Annotated in this window: 11 protein-coding genes and 2 tRNA genes; 4 read left to right on the top strand and 9 right to left on the bottom strand. The window is 66.2% G+C overall.

Annotation, left to right across the window (positions count from 1 at the left end; genetic code table 11):
* Positions 1 to 3: 3 nt before the first annotated feature.
* The 8 genes from AC07PR_RS13210 to AC07PR_RS13175 all read right to left on the bottom strand — a co-directional run bounded on the left by AC07PR_RS13210 (position 4) and on the right by AC07PR_RS13175 (position 11,257).
* Positions 4 to 79: transfer RNA gene (locus AC07PR_RS13210), tRNA-Gly, on the bottom strand.
* 215 nt (positions 80 to 294) lie between these two features.
* Entirely contained in the window at positions 295 to 2,721 is a 2,427-nt protein-coding gene (gene lon / locus AC07PR_RS13205; protein ID WP_495135558.1) for an endopeptidase La, read from the bottom strand.
* A gap of 130 nt (positions 2,722 to 2,851) precedes the next feature.
* On the bottom strand, positions 2,852 to 4,120 hold the full coding sequence (gene clpX / locus AC07PR_RS13200) for an ATP-dependent Clp protease ATP-binding subunit ClpX (protein ID WP_067275628.1): 1,269 nt from the start codon (positions 4,118 to 4,120) through the stop codon (positions 2,852 to 2,854).
* 301 nt (positions 4,121 to 4,421) lie between these two features.
* Positions 4,422 to 5,027, bottom strand: a complete 606-nt coding sequence (clpP, locus tag AC07PR_RS13195) for an ATP-dependent Clp endopeptidase proteolytic subunit ClpP (RefSeq protein WP_067275631.1) — start codon at positions 5,025 to 5,027, stop codon at positions 4,422 to 4,424.
* A gap of 223 nt (positions 5,028 to 5,250) precedes the next feature.
* Positions 5,251 to 6,561, bottom strand: coding sequence for a trigger factor (tig, locus tag AC07PR_RS13190; RefSeq protein ID WP_377152580.1), 1,311 nt, complete (start codon positions 6,559 to 6,561; stop codon positions 5,251 to 5,253).
* 26 nt (positions 6,562 to 6,587) lie between these two features.
* A tRNA-Leu gene (locus tag AC07PR_RS13185) sits at positions 6,588 to 6,674 on the bottom strand.
* A gap of 208 nt (positions 6,675 to 6,882) precedes the next feature.
* Positions 6,883 to 10,023 carry an efflux RND transporter permease subunit gene (locus AC07PR_RS13180; protein ID WP_377152577.1) on the bottom strand — a complete coding sequence of 1,047 codons (3,141 nt, stop codon included), beginning with the start codon at positions 10,021 to 10,023 and terminating at the stop codon, positions 6,883 to 6,885.
* 16 nt (positions 10,024 to 10,039) lie between these two features.
* Positions 10,040 to 11,257 carry an efflux RND transporter periplasmic adaptor subunit gene (locus AC07PR_RS13175; RefSeq protein WP_495135557.1) on the bottom strand — a complete coding sequence of 406 codons (1,218 nt, stop codon included), beginning with the start codon at positions 11,255 to 11,257 and terminating at the stop codon, positions 10,040 to 10,042.
* A gap of 214 nt (positions 11,258 to 11,471) precedes the next feature.
* Here AC07PR_RS13175 and hpnC point away from each other — a divergent pair, with 214 nt between their 5' ends.
* From hpnC to AC07PR_RS13155, 4 genes are all read left to right on the top strand, one after another.
* Positions 11,472 to 12,344 carry a squalene synthase HpnC gene (hpnC, locus tag AC07PR_RS13170; protein WP_377152571.1) on the top strand — a complete coding sequence of 291 codons (873 nt, stop codon included), beginning with the start codon at positions 11,472 to 11,474 and terminating at the stop codon, positions 12,342 to 12,344.
* Positions 12,341 to 13,237 (top strand): presqualene diphosphate synthase HpnD, encoded by an 897-nt coding sequence (gene hpnD, locus AC07PR_RS13165; RefSeq protein ID WP_495135556.1) that lies wholly within the window; start codon positions 12,341 to 12,343, stop codon positions 13,235 to 13,237. The genes hpnC and hpnD overlap by 4 nt, the downstream gene beginning before the upstream one ends.
* 1 nt (position 13,238) lies before the next feature.
* Positions 13,239 to 14,522 (top strand): hydroxysqualene dehydroxylase HpnE, encoded by a 1,284-nt coding sequence (hpnE, locus tag AC07PR_RS13160; RefSeq protein ID WP_495135555.1) that lies wholly within the window; start codon positions 13,239 to 13,241, stop codon positions 14,520 to 14,522.
* 120 nt (positions 14,523 to 14,642) lie between these two features.
* A complete protein-coding gene (locus tag AC07PR_RS13155; RefSeq protein ID WP_088403548.1) occupies positions 14,643 to 15,410 on the top strand; it encodes an IclR family transcriptional regulator in 768 nt (255 codons plus the stop codon).
* Positions 15,411 to 15,536: 126 nt separating this feature from the next.
* On the opposite strand, the gene pbpG is transcribed toward AC07PR_RS13155, so the two are convergent.
* A complete protein-coding gene (gene pbpG, locus AC07PR_RS13150; RefSeq protein WP_377161804.1) occupies positions 15,537 to 16,565 on the bottom strand; it encodes a D-alanyl-D-alanine endopeptidase in 1,029 nt (342 codons plus the stop codon).
* Between the last annotated feature and the right edge of the window lie 65 nt (positions 16,566 to 16,630).

Raw genomic sequence — 16,630 nt, 5'->3', positions numbered from 1 at the left:
CGTTGGAGCGGGAAACGAGGCTCGAACTCGCGACCTCAACCTTGGCAAGGTTGCGCTCTACCAACTGAGCTATTCCCGCAGGGTCTTCAACACACTGCCTGCTTCAACTGCCGTGCAATTCTTGCGAATTGCTTTGTCGTCGCCGCACCGTTTGCGCTGAAGCCGAGAGTATAGAACGGTTTTTGACGCTCTCGCAAGAGTTCGGCGACTTCTTTATGAAGATCGCCCAAGTGCCGATGTCAAAGCCCAAAGAAAAATGGCGCCCGAAGGCGCCATGTCGTGTCGAGCTCAGGCTCAGTGCTTCAGGGAGTCGCCCGCGTCAGGCTTCGGGTCCGCCACCTTCTCGGCCGGCGTCGCCGTCGCAGGGACCTCTTCCTCAGGCAAGGCCTGCGGATAGGTCTCGAGCGCCACTTCCAGCACGCGATCGATCCAGCGGACCGGCACGATCTCGAGCTGGTTCTTCACGTTCTCCGGAATGTCCTGCAGATCCTTGACGTTCTCTTCCGGAATCATGACCGTCTTGATGCCGCCGCGATGAGCCGCCAGCAGCTTCTCCTTCAAGCCGCCGATCGCCGTGACCTCGCCGCGCAGCGTGATCTCGCCGGTCATCGCCACATCGGCCCGCACCGGAATCCCGGTCAGCGCCGACACGAAGGCCGTCGTCATCGCGATGCCCGCGCTCGGACCATCCTTGGGCGTCGCGCCGTCCGGCACGTGCACGTGGATATCGCGCTTCTCGAAGAGCTCATCCTTGATGCCCAGCCGGCGAGCCCGCGAACGCACCACCGTGCGCGCCGCCTCGACCGATTCCTTCATCACGTCGCCCAGCGAGCCGGTGCGGATGATGTTGCCCTTGCCCGGCATCGCGGTGGCTTCGATGGTCAGCAGATCGCCGCCCACTTCGGTCCACGCCAGACCGACCACCTGACCGACCTGGTTCTTCTTCTCCGCACGGCCGAAGTCGTACTTGCGAACGCCCAGGAATTCGTTGAGGTTGTCCTCGTTGACGACCACCTTGCTGTCATAGGCCTTCAGCTGAAGACCCTTGACCACCTTGCGGCAGATCTTGGAGATCTCGCGCTCCAGCGACCGCACGCCGGCTTCCCGCGTGTAGTAGCGGATCACGCCGCGGATCGCGTCTTCGGTGACCTCGAGTTCCTCATCCTTCACGCCGTTGTTGCCGCGTTGCTTCGGCAGCAGGTAGCGCTGGGCGATGTTGACCTTCTCGTCCTCGGTGTAACCCGACAGACGGATCACTTCCATCCGGTCCAGCAGAGCCGGCGGGATGTTCAGCGAGTTCGACGTCGCCACGAACATCACATCGCTCAGGTCGTAGTCGACCTCGATGTAATGGTCGGCGAAGGTGTGGTTCTGCTCGGGGTCCAGCACCTCCAGCAGCGCCGACGACGGATCGCCGCGGAAGTCCATGCCCAGCTTGTCGATCTCGTCGAGCAGGAACAGCGGATTGCGCGTGCCGACCTTGCTCAGGCTCTGCAGCACCTTGCCCGGCATCGAGCCGATGTAGGTGCGGCGGTGACCGCGGATCTCGGCCTCGTCACGCACGCCGCCCAGCGCCATGCGGACGAACTTGCGGCCCGTGGCGCGCGCCACCGACTGCCCCAGCGAGGTCTTGCCCACGCCCGGAGGTCCGACCAGGCACAGGATCGGCGCCTTGACCTTGTCCACGCGCTGTTGCACCGCGAGGTACTCGAGGATGCGTTCCTTGACCTTGTCGAGGCCGTAGTGGTCCTCGTTGAGCACCGCCTCGGCATTCGCGAGGTCATGCTTGATCTTGGTCTTCTTCGCCCACGGCAGGTTGACCAGCGTGTCGATGTAGTTGCGCACGACGGTCGCTTCCGCGGACATCGGCGACATCAGCTTGAGCTTCTTGAGCTCGGACTCGGCCTTCTTGCGCGCTTCCTTCGGCATGCGAGCAGCCTGGATCTTCTTCTCCAGCTCCTCCATGTCGGCGCCTTCTTCGCCGTCGCCCAGTTCCTTCTGGATGGCCTTGACCTGCTCGTTCAGGTAGTACTCGCGCTGGGACTTCTCCATCTGGCGCTTGACGCGGCCACGGATGCGCTTTTCCACCTGCAGGATATCGACCTCATGTTCGAGCAGGTCCAGCAGCTTCTCCAGCCGCTTGCCCACTTCGGACAGGTCCAGCACCGACTGCTTCGCATCGAGCTTGAGCGGCAGGTGCGCGGCGATCGTGTCGGCCAGGCGGCCGGCGTCGTCGATGCCGGCGATGGACGTCAGGATCTCCGGCGGGATCTTCTTGTTCAGCTTGACGTACTGGTCGAACTGCTGCGTCACGGCGCGGCGCAGGGCTTCGACCTCGGGCTGATCGTCGGCTTCGGGCGGAATGGGCACGACCTCGGCGGTGAAGTGCTCTTCACCGTCCTCGATCTTGCTCGTCGTCGCGCGTTGCAGACCTTCGACCAGCACCTTCACCGTGCCGTCGGGCAGCTTCAGCATCTGCAGGATGCTGGAGACGCAACCCATCTCGAACATGTCGTCGGGCTTGGGTTCGTCCTTGCCGGCCGCCTTCTGCGCGACCAGCATGATCTGGCGCCCTGCTTCCATCGCCGCTTCCAAGGCCTTGATGGACTTGGGACGACCCACGAAGAGCGGGATCACCATGTGCGGGAACACAACCACGTCGCGCAGCGGGAGCAGCGGCAGCGTGATGGGTTCCGCGGGGAGGATCGGATGACCGGACATGAAAACCTCTCTTTCTCAAGCCCATCTAGGGCCCGAGCTACCAATTACAAGGTGCCGTTCAATAGCCTTTGAGCAATTGCTTTCCACGTGAAGTGATGGCAAGCGAATCGCCCGGGGTGTCTTCGCGACCTCAGGCGCTGGCCTTGGTTTCGCGATAGACCAGCAACGGCTTGGTGTCCTCGTCGATGTTGTGTTCGTCCAGCACGACCTTGGCGACGCTCTCGAGCGAAGGCAACTCGAACATGGTGTCGATCAGCGCATGCTCGACGATCGAGCGCAGGCCACGGGCCCCGGTCTTGCGGGCCAGCGCTTTTCGCGCGACCGCGCTCAGCGCCGACGGACGCACTTCCAGTTCCACGCCGTCCATCGAGAACAGCTGCTGGTATTGCTTGACCAGCGCGTTGCGCGGCTCGGTCAGGATCTGCACCAGCGCGTCCTCGGTCAGCTCGCCGAGCGTGGCGATCACCGGCAGACGGCCGACCAGCTCGGGGATCAGGCCGAACTTGATCAGGTCGCCCGGTTCGACTTCGCGGAACAGCTCGCCGACCTTCTTGTCGCTCTTGCTCTTGACGTCGGCGCTGAAGCCTATGCCCGAACGTTCGGAACGGTTCTGGATGAGCTTCTCCAGGCCGTCGAAGGCGCCGCCGCAGATGAACAGGATGTTGGTCGTGTCGATCTGCAGGAAGTCCTGGTTCGGATGCTTGCGGCCACCCTGAGGGGGGACCGACGCCATCGTGCCTTCGACCAGCTTCAGCAGCGCCTGCTGGACGCCCTCGCCCGACACGTCGCGCGTGATGGAGGGGTTGTCCGCCTTGCGGCTGATCTTGTCGATCTCGTCGATGTAGACGATGCCGCGCTGCGCGCGCTCGACGTCGTAATTGCAGTTCTGGAGCAGCTTCTGGATGATGTTCTCGACGTCTTCGCCGACATAGCCGGCTTCGGTCAAGGTCGTCGCATCGGCGATCACGAACGGGACATTCAGGACGCGGGCCAGCGTCTGCGCCAGCAGCGTCTTGCCCGAACCGGTCGGTCCGATCAGCAGGATGTTGCTCTTGGACAGCTCGACGCCGTCCTTGGTGTCAGCCGCGTGGCGCAGCCGCTTGTAATGGTTGTAGACCGCGACGGACAGGGTGCGCTTGGCCACGTCCTGGCCGATCACGTACTGGTCGAGCGTCGTCTTGATCTCGCTGGGGACGGGCAGGTCCGACTTGCTGGCACGTCCGCCGGTCGCCGCCTCGGCGGGGACCTCGTCGCGGATGATGTCGTTGCACAGCTCGATGCACTCGTCGCAGATGAACACCGACGGGCCCGCGATCAGCTTCTTGACCTCATGCTGGCTCTTGCCGCAGAAGGAGCAATACAAGACTTTTTCGCTGGAGTTGCCTTTTTTCTCGGCCATGGGAGTGCTGCTGGGGCTGCTGAAGGGCTGCGGGGAATACAGGCAAGTGCCTGCATTGATGATAGTTCAATTGCCGGCACCACCCTTGGGGGGATAAAAGCCCCTAAGAGTGGTCAGTTGGTGCGGTCAACGGGCGGTCAGTTGACATGCGGAGCCGGCGGTTCGCTCCGCACCAGTCAGGAGACTTCCCGATCTTGAGAAATCTCCTGCTCGGAAGCGGCAGCGGAGGGCGGGGGAAGACAAGCGGCGCCCCTCAGGGACGCCGCTACAAGCCGGAAGTGAACCGGTCCCCGATCCGCGATCAGCGCTTCTCGATGACCTTGTCGATCAGGCCGTAGGTGGCCGATTCGGCGGCCGACATGAAGTAGTCACGCTCGGTGTCCGCCTGGATCTTTTCCAGGCTCTGCCCAGTGCGTTCGGCCAGGATGCGGTTCAACTGCTCGCGGGTCTTGAGGATCTCACGGGCGTGGATCTCGATGTCGGTGGCCTGACCCTGGGCGCCGCCCAGCGGCTGGTGGATCATGATCTTGGAGTTCGGCAGCGCGAAGCGCTTGCCCTTCTCGCCCGCGGCCAGCAGGAACGCGCCCATCGACGCGGCCATGCCCATGCACAGCGTCGAGACCGACGGCTTGATGAACTGCATCGTGTCGTAGATCGACATCCCGGCCGAGACGCTGCCGCCCGGCGAGTTGATGTACAGCGAGATCTCCTTCTCGGGGTTCTCGCTCTCCAGGAACAGCAGTTGCGCCACCACCAGGTTGGCGACGGCATCGTTCACCGGGCCGACCAGGAAGACGATGCGCTCGCGCAGCAGGCGGCTGTAGATGTCGTAGGCGCGCTCGCCGCGGCCCGACTGTTCGATGACGATGGGCACCATGCCCAGGTTGCTGGTTTCAAGCGCGCTCATGAAATCCTCTGATGTGGTTCGAGATCACGACAAACCATTATGTCGTGCGCTCCATCCCCTGACCGTGCGAGGGTTCCCTCCCGGGAGGGCCCCCCACCCGACGGTAGCGCCGGGGAAAGAAAAAGGCGCCGGCCTTTCGGCCTGGCGCCTTACTTGGCGATGAGTTTGCGGCGAATCAAGAGCAACGCCGAAAAAGCCCGCGCCAAAGCAGCGTGTCCGCGGATCAGGCCGTGGCCATCAGCTCGTCGAACGGCAGTTGCTTGTCGGTGATCTTGGCCTTGCCCAGGATGAAGTCGGTGACGTTGTTCTCGATCACGACGGCTTCGACCTCGGCCATGCGCTCGCGGTCCGACAGGTACCAGCGCACGACTTCCGCCGGCTTCTCGTAGCTCTGCGAGATCTCTTCGATGTGGGCCTGCAACTGCTCGGGCTTGGCCTGCAGGTTCTGCGAACGGACCAGTTCGGCCACGACGAGGCCCAGGCGCACGCGCTTCTCGGCTTGATCGTTGAACAGCTCGGCGGGGATCGGGGCCTTGTCGGCGTCCTTGATGCCGCGCTTCTTCAGGTCTTCGCGGGCGTTGGCGACCATGCGCTCGGCTTCGCCGGCGATCAGCGACTTGGGCACGTCCAGCTCGGCCTTGCCGACCAGCGCGTCCATCGCGGCGCCCTTGTTCTTGGCCAGCACGCGGAACTTCACTTCGCGCTCGAGGTTCTTCTTGATGTCGGCGCGCAGGGCCTCGACCGTGCCTTCCTTGATACCCAGGGCCTTGGCGAACGATTCGTTCACTTCGGGCAGGTGCTGGGCCTCGATCTTCTTGACCGTGACCAGGAAGTCGGCTTCCTTGCCGGCGACGTCCTTGCCGTGATAGTCGGCCGGGAACGCGAGCGGGAAGGTCTTCGATTCGCCGGCCTTCATGCCGCGCACGGCCTTCTCGAAAGCCTCGAGCATCTGGCCTTCGCCCAGCAGGAACTGGAACGCGTCGGCCTTGCCGCCGGCAAAGGGTTCGCCATCGATCTTGCCTTCGAAGTCGATGGTGATGCGGTCGCCGTCGGCGGCCACGTCCGCGGCACCACGCTGGGCGAACGAACGGCGCTGTTTGCGCAGGATCTCGACGGTCTTGTCGATGGCTTCATCGGTCACGTCAGCGGCGACGCGCTCGATCTCGGCCTCGGCCAGATCGGCAATCTTCACTTCCGGGTAGACCTCGAAGGTCGCGTCGAAGGCCAGCTGGCCTTCGGCCGCTTCGTCCTTCTGGGCGATGCTGGGCATGCCGGCGACGCGCAGCTTGGCCTCGTTGGCGGCGGCGCTGAAGGCCTCGCCCAGCTTGTCGTTGACGACTTCGTACTGGACCTGCGCGCCGTAGCGCTGCGCCACGAACGACATCGGCACCTTGCCGGGACGGAAACCGTCGGCCTTGACCGTGCGGGCCAGCTTCTTCAGGCGCGACTCGACTTCGGAGTTGATGTCAGTGGCCGCCAGCGTGAGCGTGATGCGGCGTTCGAGCTTTTCGAGAGTTTCGACGGTGACAGCCATAGTGGACTCGGAATCAGTTGAGAGTGTGGTGCGCGGGGCCGGACTCGAACCGGCACGCCCGTGAAGGCGTCAGGACCTAAACCTGGTGCGTCTACCAATTTCGCCACCCGCGCCGGGTGAACTGAGGTCGTCGCGATCGCTGCGCACAGTCCTGCGCGACGGCCCCTTGGTAATTCATGAAGCGAAGGAAGAGCCCAGGGCCCGCCCTCCGCGATCCGGAAAACCGGCGATTGTAATCAAGGAATCGATGCTTTCCGACGCACCCCCGCCCGTCCCGGGCGGGGGAAACCCCTGCGAGGTCGGTGCGGGGTCAGTGCGCGATCAATGCGTGGACGGCGCGATGCCGGCGTCCTTGTCCCGCTCGACGCGGAACCAGGCCGCGTACATCGCCGGCAGCGCCAGCAGCGTCAGCACGGTGGCCACGATCAGGCCGCCCATGATCGCCACCGCCATCGGGCCCCAGAACACGCTGCGAGACAGCGGCACCATCGCCAGGACGGCGGCCGCTGCAGTCAGGGCGATCGGGCGCAGACGACGCACGGCGGACTCGACGATCGCCTGGGCCGGGGGGACGCCGCGACTGCGGTCCTGCTCGATCTGGTCGATCAGGATGACCGAGTTCCGCTGGATCATGCCCATCAGCGCGATGACGCCCAGCAGCGCGACGAAGCCGAACGGACGGTTCAGGATCAACAGCGCCGCGGACACGCCGGCGATGCCGAGGAAGCCGGTCAGGAAGGCCAGCATGGCGCGCGAGAAGCTGTGCAGCTGCAGCATCAGCAGCGTGAAGGTGATGAACAGCATGATCGGCACGCCGGCCGCGATCGAACCGGTGCCCTTGCTGCTCTCCTCGACCGCGCCGGCGATCGAGATCGAGTAGCCGGGCGGCATCTCCTTCTGCATCGCGTCGAGCGCGGGCCAGAGCTGGTTCGTCACGGTCGCGCCCTGCAGGCCCTCGATGACATCGCCTTGCACGGTGATCGCGAACTGGCGGCTCTCGCGGTGCATCACGCCGGGCTCCCAGGTGAACTGGGGCTTGGCGATCTGCGTCAGCGGCACCGAGCGGCCGGAGGCCGTCGGCACGTAGGCGTTGGCGAGTTCGGACAGCGTGTCGCGCTCCTGCACGGGCTGACGCAGGACGATGTCGATCAGCCGGTCGGCCTCGCGGTACTGCGCCACCGTCGTGCCGGTCACCAGGATGCGCGCCGCCTGCGCGATGCTCTGGCTGGTCACGCCCAGCGCGCGCGCCTTGTCCTGGTCGACCTGAAGCCGCAGGACCTTGATGGCCTCGTTCCAGTTGTCGTTGACGCCCACCATGTTGGGATTGGCGCGCATCTGCTCCTTGGCGCGATCGGCGTAGATCCGCAGCTGCGCGGGATCGTCGCCGGCGATGCGGAACTGCACCGGGTACGGCACCGGAGGCCCGTTGGGCAGCAGTTTCACGCGGCCGCGCACCTCGGAGAACTCCTGGGCCAGGATCTGCGGCAGCTTGTGGCGCAAGGTCTCGCGGTCGGCCAGCGACTTCGGCAGGATGATGGCCTGGCTGACGTTGGTGTTGGGCAGGATCTGGTCCAGCGGCAGGTAGAAGCGCGGCACACCCGAACCGACCCAGGTTGCGATGCTGCCCACCAGCGGCTCCTTGGCCATGCGGGCCTCGAAGCGCTTGGCGATGACGTTGCTCTCCTCGATGGTGGCGCCTTCTGGCAGCCACAGGTCGACGAGGATCTCCGGCCGGCTCGAGTCCGGGAAGAACTGCTGCTGCACCTTGCCCATGCCGGCCAGACCGAGCACGAACACCAGGATCGTCAGGCCAATGGTCTTCCAGCGGTTGAACACGCACCACGCGACCCAGCGGCGGAAGCGGTTGTAGAACGGCGTATCGAAGACCTCGTGCGCCTCGCCCTCGTGGCCGGCGCGGGTTTTCAGCAGCAGCGCGCCGAGGTAGGGCACGAAGTACACCGACACGATCCACGAGATCACCAGCGCCGCCGCGGTCACCGCGAAGATGGCGTAGGTGTACTCGCCGACGGTGGACTTCGCCAGGCCGATCGGCAGGAAGCCGACCGCGGTGATCAGCGTGCCGGTCAGCATCGGCTTGGCGGTGGCGTCGTAGGCGTACGTCGCCGCGTGCATCTTGTCGTAGCCCTCCTCGAGCTTGCGCACCATCATCTCGACGGCAATGATGGCGTCGTCGACGAGCAGGCCGAGCGCGATGATCAGCGACCCCAGCGAGATCTTGTGCAGCCCCACGCCGGCGTAGAGCATCACCACGAAGGTGATCGCCAGCACCAGCGGGATCGTGATGCCCACGACCAGCCCCGGCCACACGTCGATGCGCAGCGGCTTGGTGTGCAGGCCCAGGGCGATGAAGCTCACACCCAGCACGACGATGACGGCCTCGATCAGCACGTGCACGAACTCGCCCACGGAGCTCTTCACGGCGCTCGGCTGGTCCTGGATCTGTTGCAGCGTGATGCCGGCGGGCAGTTGCTGCTGGAGCCGCTTGACGCTGGTCTGCAGCGCCTTGCCCAGCGCGATGATGTCGCCGCCCTTGCCCATCGACACGCCCAGCGCGACGACCTGCTTGCCGTTGAAGCGGACCATCGTCGTCGCCGGATCGACGTAGCCGCGGCGGACCTTGGCGATGTCGCCCAGGCGGATGCTGCTGGCCACGCCGGTCTGCGTATTGGTGCCGCGAATCGGGAATTCGCTCAGCGCCTGGACCGAGTTGAGCTGCCCTTCGATGCGGATCTGCACGTTGGCACTACCGGCGTTCATCGTGCCGGCGCTCTCGACCGCGTTCTGCGCGTTGAGCTGCGACACCACCTGGTTGAAGTCCAGGCCCAGTTCGGCCAGCCGCTTCTGCGAGATCTCGATGAACAGCTTCTCGGCCTGGACACCGAACAGATCCACCTTGGCCACGTCCTGCACGCGCAGCAGCTCGGAGCGGACCGCCTCGGCCTGCTGGCGCAGTTCCTCGATCGAGAAACCGCCGTCGGACGACAGCGCGAAGATCGAGCCGTAGACGTCGCCGAATTCATCGTTGAAGAACGGTCCCAGCACGCCCTGCGGCAGCGTGGCCTTCAGGTCGCCGATCTTCTTGCGGACCGTGTACCAGAGCTGCGGCACCTCGGTCGGCGCGGTGTTGTCCTTCACCTGGAAGATGGTGAGGGACTCCCCCGGCTTGGTGTAGCTGCGGATCTTGTCGGCGTGCGGCACCTCCTGCAGGGTGCGTTCGATCTTGTCGGTGACCTGTTCCGCCATCTGCTGCGGCGTCGCGCCGGGCCAGTAGGCCTGCACGACCATCGCGCGGAAAGTGAACGGCGGGTCTTCGTCCTGGCCCAGCTGGAAGTAGGCAGCGAAGCCCAGCACCATCAGCACCACCATCAGGTAGCGCGTCAGCGGGGCATGCTCCAGCGCCCAGCGCGAGAGGTTGAAACCGGCGCGGCTCGGGTTGCTCATTCAGGGCTCCCGAGGATCAGCGCGAAACAGTCGGAGCCGGCGCGGGCGCTGCGCCCTCGGTCGGCGTGCCCGGCGGGACGAAGCGCTTGACCTTCTGCCCCGGCGTCAGCACGTGGCCGCCGGCGGTCACGACCTCCATGCCGGGCGACAGGCCCTGCACGACCAGTTCGTTGCCTTCGGCGCCGACGACAGTCACCGCCTGCGGGCGTACCGCCATCGTCTTCGGGTCGAGCAGCAGCACGGAACTCTTGCCCTGTACTTCCATCACGGCACTCAACGGAAGCTTGATCGCGTTGTCCGATGGCGCGCCGGTCAGCACCACCGTCGCGGTCTGCCCGAGGTGCACGTTCTGGCTGTTCAGTTCGGCTTTCACCAGGAAGGTCCGCGTCACCGGATCGGCGGCGGCGGCCAGTTCACGCAGCTTGATCGGCTGCGCGTCGGCCTTGGTATCGGTCCAGAGGCGGACCTTCAGGCCGTCCGGACGCGCGGCGGCGGCGCGTACCAGCGCGACCTGGTCTTCGGAGACGGAGAACACGATGTCCCGCGGCCCATCGTTGGCCACGCGCACGACCGGCGTGCCGGCGGCCACGACCATGCCGGGCTCCGCGTCGACGCCGGTGACGACACCGGCCGCATCGGCGATCAGGCTCGAGTACTGCGCCTGGTTGCGCTGCACGTCGGACTGGGCACGGGCCGATTCGAACTGCGCCTGCGCGGCCTTGAAGGCGGCGTCGCGGCGATCCAGTTCGGCGGCGCTGATGAAGCCCTGCTTGTGGAGGTCGATGTAGCGCTTGTAGTCCGCGCCCAGTTGGTCGCGGTTGACACGCGCCGCCAGCACGTTGGACTTGGCGGCTTCTTGCGCCAGCACCAGGTCCGAGCTGTCGATCCGCGCCAGCACCTGCCCGGGCTTGACCACCGATCCCAGGTCCACCTTGCGCTCAAGGATCTTGCCGGCGACGCGGAAGGACAGCCGTGATTCGACCCGGGCCCGCACTTCAGCCGCGAACTCGCGTTGGAGACCGGCCGATTGCGGCGTCAGCACCAGCGTGCGCACATAGCGCTCCGGCTCCGGCGGCGGGGCCTGCTTGCCGCAGGCGGCCAGCACGGCCATGGCGGCGATCGCGGCGGTCGCCGACAGCCACGTCGACAGGCGTCCCCAGGAACCGGCGAAGGCGGATTCGGACACGGCGCCGGACGTTCCGGCGGACAGGGACACAAGAGACCGTTGGGGCATGAACACCTCGACAAAGCCACGACGCCCGACCTCGGGCATCGGAGTAACTGACTGACTGGTCAGTAATGTATTCAGCGTGTCCGAACGTGTCAAACCGACGGCGTACGGTTCACCGGGGTACTGCTCGTGGTCTGCGGAGATTGACGTCCTCGGCGAACAGCGCGTGGTTCGGGACGTCAGGTTGACGCAAACGACATCGCCCGCTCAGCGGAGAATGCCGCCCGTGAGCATAGAGCACTACGAAAACTTTCCTGTCGCTTCCTGGCTGAGCCCGCCGGCCCTGCGTCCCGCGATCATGGCGATCTACCGGTTCGCCCGGACGGCCGACGACCTGGCCGATGAAGGCGATGCGACGCCCTCGCGGCGTCTGCGCGACCTGGCCGACTATCGCGCCGACCTGCGTGCCATCGCCGCCGGCCAAGCGCCCTCTCCGCGCTGGGCGGCACGCGTGTTCGCGCCGCTGGGACGCGTCCTGGTCCAGTACCGCCTGCCGGTGCCGCTGCTGGAGGATCTCCTCGATGCCTTCGAGCAGGACCTCGTGAAAACCGATTACGCGACCCGCGCCGAGTTGCTCGATTACTGCCGCCGCTCGGCCAACCCGGTCGGGCGCCTGCTGCTGCACCTGTACGGCATCGACGACGTCGAGTCGCTGCGGCGCTCCGATGCGATCTGCTCGGCGCTGCAACTGATCAACTTCTGGCAGGACTTCACCGTCGACGGTCCACGCGGCCGGATCTATGCGCCACTGGAGGACCGCCGGCGTCACGGCGTCGAGGGACAGGACCTGCTGTCGCTGCGCGACAGCCCGGCGGCCCGTGCGCTGATCGCGGAACTCTGTGATTGGGCCTGCGACTTGATGGCCGAAGGTGCGCCGCTGGCCCGCCGGATTCCGGGCCGGGCCGGTTGGGAGCTGCGCTTGGTGGTACAAGGCGGCCTCCGCATCCTCGACAAGCTGGCATCGAACCGTTTCGACGCCTTGCTGCGACGGCCGACGATCGGTGCATCCGACGCGCCGCTCCTGCTGTGGCGCGCGATGACGATGCCGGCAGACCGTACGAACACACGCCGCGAAGGGACGGCGCGATGAGCACCAAGACCGACAAGACCTCCGACCCGACGACCGCCGGCGCTTCCACGCCGGAGCAGTACGTCCAGCAGAAGGCCGCCGCGAGCGGCTCGAGCTTCTATTACGCGTTCCTCTTCCTGCCGCCGCCGCGCCGCGCCGCGATCACCGCCTTCTACGCGTTCTGCCGCGAGGTCGACGATGTGGTCGATGAGGTGTCCGATCCGGGCGTCGCCGCGACCAAGCTGGCCTGGTGGCGCAAGGAGGCCATGAGCGCCTTCAACGGCCAGCCCTCGCATCCGGCGATGAAGGCGCTGATGCCGCACGTCAAGGACTACGACATCCGCGTCGAGCACCTGCTCGCGGTCATCGACGGCTGCCAGATGGACCTGGAGCAGACGCGCTACCTCGACTACCCCGGCCTGCAACGCTATTGCCACCTGGTGGCGGGCGTGGTGGGCGAGGTGGCGTCGGGCATCTTCGGCCGCACGGATCCCGGCACCATCGCCTACGCCCACAAGCTGGGTCAGGCGATGCAGCTCACCAACATCATTCGCGACGTCGGCGATGACGCGCGACGCGGCCGCATCTACCTGCCGGTGAGCGAGCTGCAGCAGTTCGACGTGAAGGCGCACGAGATCCTCAAGCGCGACGCGCCCTGGGGCTACAGCGACCGTTTCACCGCGCTGATGAAGTTCCAGGCGAACCGCGCGCACGCGCTGTACGACGAGGCGGTGTCGCTGCTGTCCGATACCGACCGCAAGGCGCAGAAGCCGGGGCTCATGATGGCCAACATCTACCGCACGCTGCTGCGCGAGATCGAGGCGGAGAATTTCCAGGTCCTGCACCAGCGCATCGCGCTGACGCCGCTGCGCAAGCTGTGGATCGCGATGAAGACGAACTGGCGCGGGCGCTGACATGACTCGCTTGGCCGTCATCGGCGGCGGTTGGGCGGGGCTCGCCGCGGCTGTCGAAGCCGTCTCGCTGGGCGCCTCGGTCACGCTGTTCGAGATGGCGCCCACGCTCGGCGGGCGGGCGCGCAGCCTGGAAGGCATCGAGCCCACGCTCGACAACGGGCAGCACATCCTGATCGGCGCCTACACGGACACGCTGGCGCTGATGCGACGCGTCGGCGGAGATCCCGACCTCGACCTGCTCCGCATGCCACTGCGGCTGCGTTATCCCGATCGCGAGACGCTTCGGCTCCCGCCAGGGCCGCCCACCCTCGCCTTCTTGCGCGGCGTGATGGGCTGCGCGGCGTGGTCGCTGCGGGACCGGCTGCGCTTCCTGATGACAAGCAGCCTGTGGACGATGCGGGGCTTCCGCTGCGATCCGGCGCTGACGGTCGCCCAGCTCTGCGCCGGGCTCCCTCGCACCGTGCGTGACGACCTGATCGATCCGCTGTGCGTCGCCGCGCTGAACACGCCGTCCAGCCAGGCCAGCGCGCAGGTCTTCCTGCGGGTGCTCAAGGACGCGCTGTTCAGCGGCCCGGGGAGCGCGGACCTGCTGCTGCCCCGGCGCGGACTGGGCGCGCTGCTCCCGACACCCGCGCGCGCGTGGCTGCTGTCGCGTGGCGCGGAGATCCGCACGCAGCGAGTCCAGCAACTCGACGCGGAGGGACGGCGCTGGGTCGTCGACGGCGACGCCTTCGACGCGGTCATCGTGGCCTGCACGTCCGTCGAGGCGTCACGGCTCACCCGCGATCTGGCACCGCACTGGAGCGCGGCCGCCGGTGCGTTCGAGTTCCAGCCCATCGTCACCATCTACCTGGAGAGCATGGGGTCGGCGCTGCCGGCGCCGATGGTCGCGCTGCGCGAATCGGCGACAGAGCCCGCCCAGTTCGCCTTCGATCTGGGCCAGCTGGGCCAGCATCCGGGACTGTTCAGCCTGGTCGTCAGCGGCGCCGCGCCATGGGTCGCCCAAGGTTTGGATGCCACCGGCGCCGCGGCGCTGACGCAGGCCCGGGAACATTTCCGATGGGCGACGCCACCGCGGATCGTTCGCGTGCTCAGCGAGAAGCGAGCGACCTTCGCCTGCACACCGGGACTGACCCGCCCCGACCCAACGATCGCTCCCGGGGTCTGGGCAGCCGGCGACTACCTGGCCGGGCCTTATCCCGCGACACTCGAAGGCGCCGTGCGCAGCGGACTGTTCGCGGCTCGTTCCGCAATGCGGCAATCCATCGGCGGCGCTTCCTCCTGACGCCCGTCACCGCCCGGTCCGCGCACCGCTGATGGGCAAAAACGACGGATTGCGCCCTCTGGAGGCCCCTCTCGGTTTCGCCATGCAAAACCGGGGAGAAATCCTTCACAATCGTCCGCCATGAAGTCCAAGGAGTTGCAGACCCCCGCCATCCAGGTCCTCGAGCGCACTTTCGCGCTGCTGGACGTTCTGGCCCAGCATCAGGACCCCGTGTCGCTGAAGTTGATCAGCGAGACGACGGGCCTGCACCCGTCGACCGCACACCGCATCCTGAACGACCTGACCTTGGGACGTTTCGTGGACCGGCCCGAAGCCGGCAGCTACCGGCTGGGCATGCGACTGCTGGAACTCGGCAACCTGGTGAAGGCGCGACTGGACGTCCGCGAGGCCGCGATCGGCCCGATGCGGGAACTCCACAAGCTGACCCACCAGCCCGTCAACCTGTCGGTGCGGCAGGGGGATGAGATCGTCTACATCGAGCGGACCTACTCCGAACGCAGCGGCATGCAAGTCGTGCGCGCGGTGGGCGGCCGGGCGCCGTTGCACCTGACGTCGGTGGGCAAACTCTTCCTGGCGAGCGACGATCCCCAGCGCGTTCGCGCGTATGCCACGCGCACCGGCCTCTCCGGCCATACACGCAACAGCCTGACCGAGATCACCCTGCTCGAGCGTGAAATGGCGCTGGTGCGCCAGCGCGGCGTCGCGCGCGACGATGAAGAACTCGAACTCGGCGTTCGCTGCATGGCCGCAGGCATCTACGACGACCAGGGCAAGCTGGTGGCCGGCCTGTCGATTTCGGCACCCGCGGACAGGCTGGAGGAAGGCTGGTTGCCCCGACTGAAAGAGACGGCGACGCGGATCTCGGCCTCGCTCGGCTTCCGGGGCTGAGTTGGCGGAGCAGGGCCAACCCGGCAGCCGTCGTTGACAGTGCGGACCGGAAACGACGGGCAGGGTTTGAGGCGGAAATGACGAAGCGGGCGCAAGGCCCGCTTCTTTCATTGCAGGAACGGCTATTTACTTGGCCGAGATCACCGGTGTGAGTGCCGTCGCACTGACAGCCGCCGGCGTTGCCACGGCCGCCAGCGGCGACGCGGCTCCCGTCAGCCACTTGCGCACACGCTCGGCGTCGCCGATGCGTGAGTACTTCCCGGCGGAATCCAGGAACACCATGATCAGCTTGCGACCGGCGAGCTGCGCCTGCATCACCAGGCACTGGCCAGCCTCGTTGATGAAACCGGTCTTCTGCAGGCCGATGTCCCAGTCGCCCTTGCGGACCAGTCCGTTCGTCGTGCCAAAACGCACCTGCTTGCGACCCAGCGCGACGGTGTACTCGGACGAGGTCGACAGCTCGCGGATCAGCGGGAACGCGTGCGCCACCTTGACCAGCTTGGCAAGATCGGCAGCGCTCGACTGGTTGCGGCTGGACAGGCCGGTCGGCTCGACGTAATGCGTGTCCATCATGCCCAACATGTGGGCCTTGGCGTTCATCGCCGCGACGAAGGTCTCCAGGCCGCCCGGGTAGCTGCGTCCGAGCGCATGCGCCGCGCGGTTCTCCGAGGACATCAGCGCCAGATGCAGCAGTTCACCGCGCGTCAGCGTCGTGCCGACCGTCAGGCGGGAGCCGGTGAACTTCTCGGTGTCCTTGTCCTCGTCGGTGATCTCGATCTTGTCGTCGAGCGACTGGTTCGCCTCGACGACCAGCAGCGCGGTCATCAGCTTGGTGATCGACGCGATCGGCAGCACCGCCGACGGGTTCTTCGAGAACAGGACCTCATTGGTGTCCTGGTCGACGACGTAGGCGACGCTGGATTTCAGGTCGAGGGGATCTTCGGTGTCATGCAGGCCGTACATCGTCCCGAAGGACGGTTTGGACGGGACGACTTCCCGGATCGGGGCTGCCGCGCGGGCAGCCACCTTGCGCGGAGAGCGGGGAGCCGGCTTGGCCTGCCGCACGCTCTTCACCTTGGCTTTGGAGGACGACGAGGTAGCCGCCTGCGCCGATTGGATCGGCGCGAGACTGGCGGTCAAGCCCGTCAGCAACATGACGCCGCTGAGCGCGGCACCAGACAGCAATGTCGCAATGGTCTTCAATCCAGTCCCCAGGTCAG

The organism is Roseateles sp. GW821-FHT09H11 (assembly GCF_059415845.1).
This window is presented reverse-complemented; position numbering and strand designations above follow the sequence as displayed.